The sequence below is a fragment of the Oscillibacter hominis genome (genome assembly GCF_014334055.1).
Taxonomy (GTDB): Bacteria; Bacillota; Clostridia; order Oscillospirales; family Oscillospiraceae; genus Oscillibacter; species Oscillibacter hominis.
On sequence record NZ_CP060490.1, the window covers coordinates 619,197 to 633,164 of the forward strand.

General features: G+C 59.5%; 8 protein-coding genes. All 8 read left to right on the plus strand.

The genetic code is table 11. The features are described from left to right. The first annotated feature begins 16 nt into the window (after positions 1-16). Positions 17-1,162: a stalk domain-containing protein gene (locus H8790_RS03110; protein WP_187333561.1), complete on the plus strand. Its 1,146-nt coding sequence runs from the start codon at positions 17-19 to the stop codon at positions 1,160-1,162. Positions 1,163-1,174: 12 nt separating this feature from the next. Beyond that, positions 1,175-1,972: a carboxypeptidase regulatory-like domain-containing protein gene (locus H8790_RS03115; RefSeq protein WP_187333562.1), complete on the plus strand. Its 798-nt coding sequence runs from the start codon at positions 1,175-1,177 to the stop codon at positions 1,970-1,972. Between the two features lie 624 nt (positions 1,973-2,596). After that, a complete protein-coding gene (locus H8790_RS03120; RefSeq protein ID WP_187333563.1) occupies positions 2,597-7,768 on the plus strand; it encodes an S-layer homology domain-containing protein in 5,172 nt (1,723 codons plus the stop codon). A gap of 87 nt (positions 7,769-7,855) precedes the next feature. Then, entirely contained in the window at positions 7,856-9,499 is a 1,644-nt protein-coding gene (locus H8790_RS03125) for a transglutaminase domain-containing protein (protein WP_187333564.1), read from the plus strand. Positions 9,500-9,613: 114 nt separating this feature from the next. Further along, a complete protein-coding gene (locus H8790_RS03130; RefSeq protein WP_187333565.1) occupies positions 9,614-11,368 on the plus strand; it encodes an FtsW/RodA/SpoVE family cell cycle protein in 1,755 nt (584 codons plus the stop codon). Further along, positions 11,355-12,722 carry a penicillin-binding transpeptidase domain-containing protein gene (locus tag H8790_RS03135; protein WP_187333566.1) on the plus strand — a complete coding sequence of 456 codons (1,368 nt, stop codon included), beginning with the start codon at positions 11,355-11,357 and terminating at the stop codon, positions 12,720-12,722. The genes H8790_RS03130 and H8790_RS03135 overlap by 14 nt, the downstream gene beginning before the upstream one ends. Before the next feature lie 18 nt (positions 12,723-12,740). Continuing rightward, the gene (locus tag H8790_RS03140) at positions 12,741-13,094 is read left to right on the plus strand and encodes a CidA/LrgA family protein (protein ID WP_187333567.1); all 354 of its coding nucleotides are present in this window, start codon (positions 12,741-12,743) and stop codon (positions 13,092-13,094) included. Next, positions 13,091-13,783: an LrgB family protein gene (locus tag H8790_RS03145; RefSeq protein ID WP_187333568.1), complete on the plus strand. Its 693-nt coding sequence runs from the start codon at positions 13,091-13,093 to the stop codon at positions 13,781-13,783. Before H8790_RS03140 ends, H8790_RS03145 begins: the two co-directional genes overlap by 4 nt. Positions 13,784-13,968: the final 185 nt, after the last annotated feature.

A 13,968-nucleotide genomic window follows, 5' to 3' on the forward strand; every position in this document is an offset into this window, starting at 1 on the left:
AAGAGGAGGAATTGGTTTGAGAAAGAAAATCACCGCGCTGCTGCTGGCGCTGTGCCTGTGCCTGCCCTGGGGGGCGGCGGTTGCCGCGGAGCCGGGCGGCAGGGCCGTCTTTGAAGCGGGCGAAGCGGATGCCAAGGGCTGCTTTGATGTGACGCTGAGGCTGTACGATGTGCGCTTCAACGTGTTTTCCTTTTCCCTGCGCTACGATCCGGATACCGTCCGCGCGGTGGATGAAACCGGTGCGGCCGTAAGCGGGTTTGACGGGTTCGGCGAGAAAGCGGACGCTTCCTGGCTCTCCGCCATCGGAACCAGCCTGGACACCGGGTCGGGCCGTGTGGAGGTCACAGGTTATGTCAACCCGGGCCAGTCCTTTACAACTGATGGGAAAGAGGCGGTTGCCGGCGTGGCCAATGTGGGAGCCTCCGGCGTGGAGGTATTTACCTTCCATTTCCAGAGAACGGGCACAAAGCCGGTGTCCATTGCCCTGGAACCTACGGACGAGCTGCCCGCCGGCGGTTCCATCCTGGATGCGGGCTACTCCTGCGCGGCCACCTATGAGGTCAAGCTGCCCACTGAGCTTGGCACCGGCGGCAGCGTGACGGATGAGGGGACCGCCGGTGAGGGGACCGCCGGTTCCGACCCAGGCACCATCACGGTGAAACCCGCCCTTACAGCGGACGAGCTGGTGCAAAACAGCATTTTCCTCCAGATCGGCAACCGGGCCGCGGTGGTGAACGGCAGCGTGACGGCCATCTATCCCGGAGAGCCGGACGTCTACGCCTATATCAACGGCGCGGGCCGCACCATGGTTCCGGTCCGGTTTGTGGCGGAGCGTCTGGGCGCCACGGTGGAGTGGGATCATGGCGTGGTGGAGGTCCGCACGGAGGATACGGTAATCCGGCTGCCCGTGGGCAGCAAGGAGTACACAGTCAACGGCGTCGCCAGGACCATGGATACGGCCACCATCCGGCCGTCCCACGGCCGTACGATGGTGCCCATCCGGTTTGTGGCCGAGGGGCTGGGGTATGAGGTGGAGTATGACACCACCTACCACATGGCGATCATCTCCAGCAGGAGCTGGACCATGGGCGGCGGGACGGAGAACACCGCCCTCAGCCAGGCCAACGGCCTGCTGGTGCTCTACGGCGGATTTGTGATGTAAGGAGGAAGCGTGATGAGAAACAAGATGATGAGGGCGGCGCTCTGCGCGGCGCTGACGGTATTGGCTCTGACCTGCGTGGCGTTTGCGGCGACCGATGGGTATACGGCGGATCGGAGCGGCACCGTGGACTACAACGCCAATACCGGCAAGTACACAGCCAGCTATGGCAGCGCTGAGGCCGGGCAGGAGGTGGTACTGCTGGTGGTCAGCGGGACGGAGAGCAGCTATGCCATCAGCGAGAAGACCATCATGTACATTGACCAGAAAACGGTGGCCGGCGACGGGAGCGTTTCTTTTGAGTTCATTCCCAAGAGCACTCCGGATTCCCTGGTGCTGTTGGGTGTGGCCGGCGCGTCGGAGCCCGTGCTGTTGGGCACGGTGGTGGGCCAAGGTGTCACTGTCAGCGGAACGGTAAAATATCAAGGAACTTATTCTACTGCCACGGTTGCGTTGAAAAACAAATCCACGGGTGAAGTGCTCTATGAAACTGCTACGGATAAATCTGGAGCTTATACATTTAATTCTGTGGCAGTTGGCGAATACAATTTGTATATAACAAAGCAAAGTTATCTTACATATACGAAAGCAATTATGGTAGATGATGAATGTGTATTGCCTACTGTAGATATCAGTAAACTTGCGGGAGACATTGTTGTAAATGGAAAGATCAATACTACAGATTTGTCTTATTTGATCCGAAACTTTAATGGCATAGATGAGATTTCTGATTTAAATGGAAGCGGTAAAGTCAACAGCGCAGATCTATCTGCTTTGTTGGGCAGTTTTAATGCGTCAAATTATGTTGGTTGATATGGGGGGAAAATCGTGATAAAGAAGTTCAAATCAGTTTTAGCAAGCATTTTAGCTTTGTGCATGATGCTTGGAATGGTACCGGTTGCCTATGGAGCCGATACTGGTATCTTCTCAATTGAACAAGAGGAAACAGCAGTTGCTGGAGTCTCTAAATTAACTGTATTTGTTCAAGCAGATGTTCAAAATGCTGATACAATGGATGTTATGCTTTCCTACGACAATACGGTGATCGTCCCTATCGTAGAAAGTAATTTAACTGAAGAAATTACAATTGTATCCGGAAATAAGGAAGAAAACCGATGCTTCAAGGTAGTCAACAGCAAATTAAGCGCCGTTGGATACGAGTGGGCGATTTCTGGTAACAGAACTGCATTCAACTGCGCGTTGATGACTGGAAGCGTTTTAGAAGGAACAGATTTGAGTAATAAGCAGGCAGTCTTTGAATTTTATTTCAAGACTGTAGAAGGGAAATCCCCCAATAAACAGACGTTCCGAATTGAAAGTGCACCCTCAGATTTACTGACTACATTGCAGCCATCTGTAGAAGAAGCTGCACCACTTAAAATTACAGACCTCGATGGAAACCTATATACTTTTGGTGGAACTAATGAAGCAAATGCTTTGAGCAGTGGTACCTTAAAGGCAAGCCTCTCTTATACCGGAGATGACGTTGCCGTGCCCCTCTCCACCCCCACAGTGACCCTCTCCGCCGTCAGCGGCGGCGCGGGCGGGCTGAGCGCGGTAATTATGCATGCTGAAAACGGCGATCTGGTTTCCGGCTACGAAATCAAGGTCTATGACAGCAAAGGAGCCCTTGTCGACACGTTTCAAGCGTCGGAAAACCCCACAGCAATCCCTGAATCCAGCAAAATTGTGGCCGGCTCTGCCTATACCGCCACGGTGAAGGCCCTGGCCAGCGATGCTGCCAAGGCCGCGGGGTATACCGATTCCGCTGAGAGTAATAAGTCCGCTTCCGCAACGGCCGGTCAGGGCACCCCGGTGGTCACCACGGTGGCAGTGAGCGAGCAGGCTGGAAAGAGCATCCTGACCGTGCCCACCGACACCACCAACGCGGTGGCCACGATGATAGCCGCAGTGAAAAACCAGTACGGTGAGGCTATGGAGGGCGAAGAGGTCGAGTGGAGCATCGAACCCGAGGTGGGCACAGGCGTCACCTTTGCCGAGGGCGTACTGACCGTGGCCAAGGAGGCTGCGGCTTCCATCACCGGGCCTGCGGGCGTCGCCTATACCATTACCGCCACATCCAAAACGGATCCCGACAAGAGCGGCAGTGCGAAGATCACCGTCAAGCGGGCCGATGCGGTATATACCGTGACGGTTTCCGGCGGAGCATCGGAGCTGGATATCCCCGCCGGCGATACCCCTGCGACGGCTACATTTACCGCAAAAGTTGTGGATCAGTATGGCACGGACCGCACCAGCGTGGGCGTGACTTGGGCCGTCAGCCCCAAGGTGGACGGCGTTACCATCAGCAGCGAAGGCGTTCTGACCGTCACCAAGGCGGCTGCTGCAGCCATTGCCGACACCACCGGAAAATCGTTCACCGTCACCGCCACGGTTCAGGGCGGCACTGCCTCTGACAGCAAGAACGTCACGGTGAAGCGCGCGGAGTCCGTCCCGACCGGCTTGAAGCTCACCGGCCCTGCCACCGTTGTCATCCCGCTGGAGGGCAAGCCGGCCAACAGCTATACGTATACAGCCAAGGTACTGGATCAGTACGGCGCGGAGCTGACCGGCCGTACCGTCAACTGGAGCAGCAGCCAATCGCCTGAGGGCGTCACCTGCACCAACAATCAGGTAAGCGTGGCCTCCGGAGCTTCCAAGGGCTCCTTCACCCTGACCGCCGCCGATTCTGCGGCGGAGTCCGTCAAGGACACACTCACCGTGCAGGTGGTGGACCTGGAGTTAAATTGGTCCGGGGTGGAAAGCAAGATCAAGGGGACGACCTACACCTACGGCGACCGCAACGACAAGGCCGGAGCCCTGGGCACCGGCACCGCCACGGTGGGCGAGACCGAGCTGAGCGGCGAATTTTCTTACGCCAAGCCGGCGGAAATCCAGGGCGCCGGAACCAAAACCATTACGGTGATCTTCACTGTGGGCGACAAGGTTGATGAGTACAAAGGTGTTCAACTGACCCGCGATGTGGAGGTCGGTATTGCCCCCAAGTCCCTCACCGTCACTTGGAGCGACGTGAAGCTGACCTACACCGGCAAGGAGCAGGGCCCCGCCGCAACGGTGACCTCCGGCGTGCTGACGGGAGACGAATTGGGCTTGAGCGTCTCCGGCCAGAAGAAGGACGCCAGCGGCGAATCCTACACGGCTGAGGCAAAAATCACCAATGGCAACTATACTTTGAAGAACCCCACCTGCCCGTTTACCATTGCGCCCAAGCCCCTTGCCGTCACCTGGAGCAATACCAGTCTGACCTACACCGGCAAGGAGCAATCTCCCACAGCGGCGGTGGAGACCGGCATTGAAGGCGAGACGGTTGAGTTGACCGTCACCGGCGGCAAGGCTGCTGTGGGCAGCAGCTATACCGCCACCGCCGCGATGAAGACAGCCAACGGCAACTATGTCCTGACCAACACCACCAAGTCCTTCTCCATCGGCAAGGCCGTGGTGAAGATCACAACAGAGCCCGCCGGGTTGAACAAGACCATCTATGCCAACGATCCGGCCAACACGGATGCTGAGTCGCTGAAGACGATGATGGCCCTGCCCGGCACGGTGAAGGTCACGGCCCCCAGCATGGACGAGACCGACGCCGCCATCACCTGGGCGGCTTCCACCCCCAAGTTTAACATCAAGGGCGCAGCCTACACCTATGTGGGCAAGATAAATGAGGATTCCAACTATGCGAACCAGCCTGAGCTGAAAGTGACGCTGACGGTGACCCCGGTCAAGCTGACGGGCGTCGCAACTGTCCCCGCAGCGCTGACCGTGGCCAAGAGTTCCGTGACGGCGCTGAGCGGCAGCCTTACGCCCTTGGGTCTGCCGGAAAAGGTTGTTCTGTCCTACGACCTGGCCGCTGCCAATGCAGAGGTGGAGGCCCAGTGGAATAAGACTGTGGCCGATCTGAAGGCTGCGGCAAACAGGGTCACCGCGGCCAAGAACCAAGAGATCACGGTCGCCCTCAGCGCAAAGACCCTGCCCGCCTGGGCCACGTATGATGCAAACGGCCTGCCTCAGTGCACCGTGACCATCACCAACAGCTTCCCCGTGAACGTGGCATTCACCACGCCGGTGACGGACGCGGTTTATGGTGGGACGCTTGCAACCCCCGCAGCCGCCGCCACCGATGCCGGGAACGGCCTGGGTGCTGCGACGGAGATGCAGTATTTTTACGAGGGCACGGGTGCCACGAACTATCAGCGCAGCAAGACCGCGCCCAAAGACGCGGGCACGTACCAGTGCATCGCGGTCTATGAGAACACAACCCATTATGGTGAGGCGAAATGTGCCTTTACCGTCAGCCCCAAGACGGCAACCTTCACCTGGAGCGGCCACACCGGCCTTACCTACGACAAGACTGTCAAGACCGTCAATGCCGTTGTGGGCAATTTGGAGAGCGGCGATGCGTGCGAGGTCACACTGACCGGCAACACCGCCACCAACGCGGGCACCTATACCGCCGTTGCCACTAAGCTGGGCAACCCCAACTACGCGCTTCCTGAAGGCGCCGCCGCCGAGCAGGAATATACCATTGCCAAGGCTGCGCGCAATGTCCGGATTACCACAGAGCCCATGGTGCTGACTGTGGGCAAGCTGACCGCCGGCATCACCTACACCTGCGACGATCTGGATCAGAGCGCTTCCGCCAACGTCTCCTGCACCAGCAGTGCTTCCGGCGTCGCCATGGTCAGCAGCACCGGCAAGGTCACGGCCGTGTCCAACGGCAAGGCGACCGTGACGCTCAGCATTTTGGAGAGCGACAACTATCTTTCCGACAGCGATACGCTGGAGATCGCCGCCCTGCCCCAGCCTCTGACCGGGGCCGCCGCTTCCGCCGGAGCTAACAGCAGCCTGACGGCCACTGTCTCCGGCACCAGGATCACCGTTGCCGGAACCATGGCCGAGGGCACCGAGCTGACCCTGACGCCTGCGGTTGCCGCAGTGGAGGGCGTGACCGTTTCCGCCCCTGTGGTGGACCTTGTAAAGAAGACCGTGACCGTCTCCGTCAATGGTACGGAAGTGGTCTATACCCTGGACCTTACCGGTATCTCGGAAATTCCCGGCCATGTCACGATCGTGGAAGGCGCTGCCGGAGTGGAGCCCGGGGAGTTCCCCGTCTCCATCACAGCAGCCGCCACCGATGGACTGGACGCAGCCGTGCCCCAGAGTGTGCTGAGTGCCGCCGCCTCCAAGCTGAGCAGCGATCAGATCAAGGAGGGCTATGAGGCCCAGGTCAAGGTCTATGCCAAGGTGGAAGCCACCGGATATGACGCGGCCAAGGGATTGAGCGTGGAGATCACTCCGTACTACACCATCCTGGCTGTGAAGGAAGGCGTTGCCGACGCAGAGCCCCTTCAGGCGGAGACCAAACTGACCGGCCTGGGCGGGAGCATTCAGGTTACGCTGCATACCAGCGGAGCAGCCTATAACTATGCCAAGTACGCCTCCGGCGGCAAGACCGCCTATCTGCCCATCACGGACAGCACCTTTGAAACCACTGGATTCGGCACCTTCACGCTGGTGAACGTGGCGGATAAATCCATAACCGTCGCCTACACCTATCATGACGGCAGAGAGCAGACGTTGACCTATACTGCGGCGGATATCGGCGCGGCTCTGCCCAAGGATGACAGCAAGAGCGGCTTCCAGGGCTGGAAGCTGAGCAAGGACGGCACTGCGGTCAACGCCAACAAGTACACCACATTGACGGAAGAGCTGTTCCTTCTGCTGGAGAGCGGCACTTACACTGCGGAGAGCGCCTTCAGCAGCGGCGGCGGTTCCGGCGGTGGCGGCGGCAGTGTCAGCACCACATACGCCATCACGGCCTCCGCCGGACAGGGCGGCTCCATCAGCCCCAGCGGCAGAGTTTCCGTGCCCTCCGGCAAGAATCAGACCTTCACCATCAAGGCCAACGCAGGCTACGCGGTGTCCGACGTGGTGGTGGACGGCAAGAGCGTGGGCGCAGTGAGCAGCTACACCTTCGAGTCCGTCACCAAGGCCCACAGCATCTCCGTCACCTTTGTGAAAGCGGACGACGTGGCCGTGATCTTCTCCGACGTGGCTGCTGACGCGTGGTTCCACGACGCGGTGCAGTATGTCTACGATGCGGGCATGATGAACGGCACCAGCGCCACAGCCTTCTCTCCCAACGGCACCATCACCCGTGGCATGATCGTCACCATGCTCTACCGCCTGGAAGGCGAGCCCACGGTGGCCCTCACCGGCAAGTTCGGCGATGTGGCCGCTGACACCTGGTGTGTCAAGGCCGTGTCCTGGGCTGCGTCCAAGGGAGTGGTCAATGGCTATGAAAACGGCCTCTTCGGCAAAGACGATCCCATCACCCGTGAGCAGCTGGCGGCGATCCTGTACCGCTATGCAGACCTCAAGGGGTACGACGTCTCTGTGGGCGAGGACACCAACATCCTCTCCTATCTGGATGTGCAGAGCGTTGCCGGGTATGCGATTCCCGCGCTGCAGTGGGCCTGCGGCGCAGGCATTGTCAACGGCAACAACGGGTATCTGATGCCCAAGGGTACAGCTACCCGCGCTCAGGCCGCCGCAATGCTGATGCGCTTTATGGAAGCCTATACCAAATAACAACTCCGGAAAAGCCGGAACCGCGGCCCTCCTCCGTTTCAAACGGAGGAGGGCCGCGCTGAAATTGGAATCAATGAGGTGACGCAGATGAAAACCTGGAGAACCGCCCTGCTGGCTCTTGCCCTGATGCTGGCGCTAAGCGTGAGCGCTTATGCCCAGGAGGGGATGGAATTCTATTGGGACGACGAATTTGTTGATCTGAGTATTGGAAACTTGCCGGCAGAGAACGGTATAGCGTCCATTAGCGGTGATACCGGAGAATCCGCGCTGGAATTGATGAAACAAGAGCTGACAGAGCAGCTGGCGGCCGGGGCAAACCCTGCGGTGATTACCAATCGGTTTGACAGCAGTTTGGATGGCGACGCATTACAACGCAGAATCGCAGCATTATTTTTCAACACGCTTTATGATAATCCGGAGGCAACTTTCCGCGTGCGTACGCAGATAGGGGAGGGCGGCTGGGTTTCCTCTAAAAAAATTTCTTTTCCTATCAGTTATCTTGATGTGGATCAAGCGCAATACACCGCCGCAGTGGACGCGGCCTATGCCGCCTGCATCAGCGAAGCGATGACGCCGGTGGAAAAGGTCGTGTCTGCCCACGACTATCTGGCCGCCTCCTGCCAATACGACCCCTACGTGGGGTACGGCTCAAAGGACTATACCGCCATTGACGGCACGGTCTATGGGGAGAACCCTGCGGTCTACACCTCGTACGGCGCGTTTGTCGACGGAAACTGTGTCTGCCAGGGCTATGCCCTGGCTATGAAGGTGCTGATGGACCGGGCGGAGGTGCCCTGCTGCCTGGCAACCAGCGATGCCATGAACCACGCCTGGAACATGGTTGAGCTGAATGGCATCTGGTATCACCTGGATGTCACCTGGGACGACCCGATTTTTCCGAAAATCGGTGATTTGGCTGGCACGGCATTCCACAAACACCTGCTTCTCAGCGATGAGGAGATCACAGCGCTGGACCACTTGGGCTGGACCACGGAGAACAGCGTTTCCTGCCCGTCCGCCTACGGCGGCAGCACGGTTTGGAAATCGGCGGGCGAGACGCCTGTTTTCCTGGACACCCGGGAACAGTGCCTCTATGTGATGCAGGGCACAGACCTTGCAGCCTATCCGGTGGGCGGCGGATTTTCCTCCGGGAGCACGGTGTCGTCCCCCACAGGCGCTGTGTATTCCGCAGCCTACGACGATGAGAGCGGGACTTATTTCTATGCCGCCTCCGACGGGAAGGTCTACGGCAGCGCCCTCTGGGAAAGTCCCCTCCAGTGGGTCTATTTGGGCGATACAGGCGGTTTGGAAGCAGGCATTGCCTTTGGCAGGGAGACCAACATTGCGGAAGCCAAAACCCTCAGCGCAAAATTCGACTACTCCACCGTCTGGAACTGCCTGCTGAACGTGCGGGCCACGGATCCGAACATGCCGGTGCAGGTTGCATGGTCCTATACGCTGACAGACGCCGCATCAGCCCGGGGACAGTACCTCTATGTACGCAATACCACGGGGAATCCGGTGCGTTTTGACCTCTATGCCGCCTTTTACCGCCAGGATGGGCGGATGCTCCGGATCGACAGGATAGAGGGGTTCACGCTGGAGGCGGAGGCCGGCCTGGAGACGGAGCAGCCCTTAGGAGAGGCGCCGGCGGGAGCATGTGAGGTAAAACTGTTTGCTCTTGCGGACGGCGTACCAGTCTCCGAATCGGTTTACAACCTGTCAAAATAGCAGGGGGAACCCGCCTTTCTCCAGAGAATTTACAAAATAACATAGCATGCGGTTGACACACATGCTACAATTAAAACTTGATATAATGGGCTGAACAAGATAGGGAGGTGTGACATGCAGGCAGTCTTTGACCATCTGACCGCTCTGATCGCCGCCAATCCGGCGGTGGGGGAGTGGTATACCACCATTGTTAGATTTCTCTTTCCGGTGCTGGCCCTGCTGATTTTACTCCGGGCCATCCGCTCGCTGCTCCGCGTGCCCCACACACCGGAGACTTGGGCCCAGCTGTCCATGCCCAACGGAGCGCCGGCGCCTTTGACCCATTGGGAAAATATCATTGGCCGCAGCAGGTTTGCCGATGTGGTGCTCAACTACCCCAGCATTTCCCGCCAGCACGCGGCGCTGATCCGCGGTGAGGATGCGGTCTGGACCGTCTATGACCTGGACTCCAAGGGCGGCACACTGGTGAACGGGGAAAAGATCGAGGGTTCCGCCCAGGTGCGGGAGGGAGACACCATCACCCTGGGCGGCGTGCCCCTGATGCTGCTGCCCATCACGGCGGAGGAAAAGCAGGCGCAGCTGGCCCACCGGAAGGCGGAGCGGCCAGCCACCATCTGGCCCTCCTTCTTGTGGCTGACGCTGTTCCAGGTGCTGACCTGCTTCCAGCTGATTGTCGCGTCGGGAGAAGCTGCCACGGTGATGATCCCGGTGGTGTTTTTGTGCCTCATCGTGGTGATGTGGCTCTATTTCATCGTCATCCGCCTGACGCGGTGCGTGGGCTTTGAGATGGAGACCATCGCCTTTTTCCTCTCCACGCTGTCCCTGGCCGTGACTGCCTCCTCGGCGCCCTCGGCGCTGCCCAAGCAGCTGATCGCTGTGCTGCTGGGGCTGGGGCTTTTTTTGATTTTGGGAATTTTTCTCCGTGACCTGAGCCGGGTGCAGAGAATCCGGTGGCTGATGGCGGCCGGCGCCATCGCCCTTTTGGGGATCACGCTGGTGCTGGGCAAGAGCAAGTACGGCGCCTCCAACTGGCTGGTGCTGGGCGGGCTCTCCTTTCAGCCCTCGGAGATCGCAAAAATCTGCTATATCTTTGCCGGCTCCGCCACGCTGGACCGGCTGTTCCGCAGGAGGAATCTGAGCCTGTTCATCGTACTCACCGGCGTATGCATCGGCTGCCTTGGGCTGATGAGCGACTTTGGAACCGCCGCCATCTTCTTTGTGACCTTCTTAGTGATCGCATACCTGCGCTCCGGGGATTTTGCCACGCTGAGCCTGATCTGCGGCGGGGCGGTGTTCGGCGGCATCATCATTCTGGAGTTCAAGCCCTATATCCTGAACCGGTTTGCCGCCTGGGGCCACGCCTGGGAGCAGGCCTCCGGCGCCGGCTTCCAGCAGACCCGCACCATGTCTGCGGCCGCATCCGGCGGCCTGGTGGGCGTGGGCGCGGGCAACGGGTGGCTGCACAATGTGGCCGCGGCGGACACGGACCTGGTATTTGGCATGCTGTGTGAGGAGTGGGGGCTGCTCATCGCCATTTTGGCGGTGCTGGCCATCATCACCCTGGCTATTTTCGCCGCCCGGGCCTGCCGGGTGGGCAGGTCCAGCTTCTACACCATCGCCGCCTGCGCCGCTTCGTCGCTGCTGGTATTCCAAACCTGCCTCAATGTCTTCGGCTCCGTGGACCTGCTGCCCCTGACCGGCGTCACCTTCCCCTTTGTATCCAACGGCGGCTCGGCCATGATGTCCGCCTGGGGGCTGCTGGCATTCCTGAAGGCCACCGACACCCGGGAGAACGCCAGCTTTGCCACCCGGTTCCTCTCATCCCGTCAAAGCGATGGAAAGGAGGCGCGCGCCCATGAAGAAGATTGAAAAGCGGGCTCTGGTCTGCTGGATGCTGGCCCTTCTGCTGCTTGCGGGCCTGTGCTTCTTTACCCTCCGGTGGTTTACCCAGGGCGGGGGATGGGCCTCCTCTGCCTTCAACCGCCACCTCTATAACAATGCGGGCGTGCTCAAAAGCGGTACGATTTTGGACCGGGACGGCGACGTGCTGACCACCACTGTGGACGGCCGGCGCACCTATTACGACAATGAGACCGTCCGCAAGGCCACGCTCCATGTGGTGGGGGACCTGTACGGCAACATCGGCACCGGTGCCCTCAGCGCCTTTGCCGACAAGCTCACAGGCTACAATTTTTTAAACGGGGCCTATTACGGGGACAAGGGGAACAACCTGTACCTGGCCATCGACGCCCGGTACAATTACATCGCCTACAATGCCCTCAACGGAAAAAAGGGAGTCGTTGCGGTTTATAACTATGAGACGGGTGAACTCCTCTGCCTGGTTTCCGCGCCCTCCTATGACCCACTGAACGTCCCATCGGACATCGCTACAAACGAACGTTACGACGGTGCGTACATCAACCGCTTTCTCTCCTCCGCCTTTGTGCCCGGGTCGGTTTTCAAAACCGTGACTGCAGCGGCGGCCATTGAGCAGCTGCCTGATTTGTTCAGCCGGACCTTTACTTGTGAGGGCTCCGCCCAAGTGGGGGACAATGTGGTCACCTGTCCCCACGCCCACGGGACCATGGATATCTACGGCGCGCTGTCCAACTCCTGCAACATCGCCTTTGCCCGCCTGGCGGTGGAGATGGGCCCGGCCGTCATGGAGCGGTATACGGAAAAGGCGGGGCTGACGGACTCCTACTCCGTCAACGGCCTGCCCTGCGCAAAAGGGAGCTTTTCCTTCCGGGACGCCACGGAGAACCAGCTGGGCTGGTCCGGAGTGGGGCAGCACAACGACCTGGTGAACCCCTGTTCCCTGATGGTCTATATGGGTGCCATTGCAAACGGAGGCAAGGCAGCGGTGCCCCGGATTCTCTTGAAAAGCACCACGGGCGGCGGCGTGCCCTCCTCACTGCAGCTGACAAGGAAAACCGGGACGCTGATCCGCTCCGAGACGGCCCAAACGCTCTCCGAAATGATGCGCCGCAACGTGGAGCAGACTTACGGCACCGGGCGGTTCCCCAATATGACCATCTGTGCCAAGTCCGGCACCGCGGAGGTGGGGGGAGACGCCAATGCCAACGCCTGGTTTGCCGGTTTTTTGCAGGATGAGGACTATCCCTATGCCTTTGTGGTGTTGGTGGAAAATGGCGGAGGCGGAGCCTCCGTGGCGGGTACGGTGGCCGGCAAGGTGCTGGACGCCATGGTCAATGGATACTGAGAAAAAGAGGAACGATTCATGAAATTCATGCTCCAGCTCTCTATAATCTTAGGCATTTCCCTGTTGGGCGAGGTGGTTCACGCGCTGGTGCCCCTGCCGTTTCCGGCCAGCATTTACGGCCTGGTGCTGATGCTGCTGGCGCTGTGTACCGGCCTGATCCCCTTAAGCCGGGTGAAGGAGACCGGAAAATTCCTGGTGGAGATCATGCCGCTGCTGTTCATTCCCCTGACGGTGGGGATGATGGATTCCTGGCCGGTACTCCAGTCCATCCTGCTGCCCTTTGCTGCCATCGTGCTTCTTTCCACCGTGGTGGTGATGGCGGTCTCCGGGCGGGTGACCCAGTGGGCGATCCGGAAAGGAGAGCGCCGGTGAAGGAGATTCTGTGCCAGTCCGCCTTTTTCGGCGTGGCCATCAGCCTTGCGTCCTATGGCTTAGGCATGTGGATGAAGAGCAGATGGAAGTTGGCGGTGTTCAACCCGCTGCTGGTCTCCACCGTGGTGGTAATCGCGGCTTTGGCAGTCCTGCGGATCGATTACGACAGCTACTATGAAGGGGCCCACTATCTGAATTATTTTCTCACGCCGTCCACGGTGTGCCTGGCTATCCCCCTCTATGAGGAGCTTCAGCTGCTGCGGAAAAACTGGAGGGCCGTCCTGGCGGGTGTGGCGTCCGGCGTACTGGCCAGCATGACCACGGTATTTTTGCTGTGCAGGCTGTTTCGGATGGATCACGCTGTTTACGCGACGCTGCTGCCCAAGTCCATCACCACCGCCATCGGTGTCGGCGTGGCGGAGGAGCTTGGCGGGCTCCCCACCATCACAGCGGCGGCCATCATTGTCACCGGGATTTTCGGCAACGTGGCGGCAGAGGGAATCTGCCGGCTGTTCCGCATCCGGGAGAGCGTGGCCCGGGGGATCGCCATCGGCTCCGCCTCCCATGCCATGGGCACTGCCAAAGCCATGGAGATGGGGGAGGTGGAGGGCGCCATGAGCAGCCTCTCCATCGTAGTTTCGGGCCTTCTGACCGTGCTGTGCGCCCCGGTGTTTGCCGGGATGCTGTAACGGAAACAGAGGAAAAAAAGAGGGAGACCGCAAGGCCGACACCCAATAAGGAAGTATTGAGGAACATTCAGTCTGGGCAGTCGGTAAGCGGAATGTGACAACAAAAGAGGGGCTATCGGCGGTAAGCTGATAGTCCCTCTTTTGCGCCCAGCGGGAACAGGCGAAGCCGTGACACGCTGGGCGGG

Excerpts from the sequence above, each read along its gene's own strand:
- H8790_RS03115 (WP_187333562.1), top strand. The coding sequence starts at position 1,175 with ATGAGAAACAAGATGATGAGGGCGGCGCTCTGCGCGGCGCTGACGGTA.
- H8790_RS03125 (WP_187333564.1), top strand. The coding sequence starts at position 7,856 with ATGAAAACCTGGAGAACCGCCCTGCTGGCTCTTGCCCTGATGCTGGCG.
- H8790_RS03130 (WP_187333565.1), top strand. The coding sequence starts at position 9,614 with ATGCAGGCAGTCTTTGACCATCTGACCGCTCTGATCGCCGCCAATCCG.
- H8790_RS03135 (WP_187333566.1), top strand. The coding sequence starts at position 11,355 with ATGAAGAAGATTGAAAAGCGGGCTCTGGTCTGCTGGATGCTGGCCCTT.
- H8790_RS03140 (WP_187333567.1), top strand. The coding sequence starts at position 12,741 with ATGAAATTCATGCTCCAGCTCTCTATAATCTTAGGCATTTCCCTGTTG.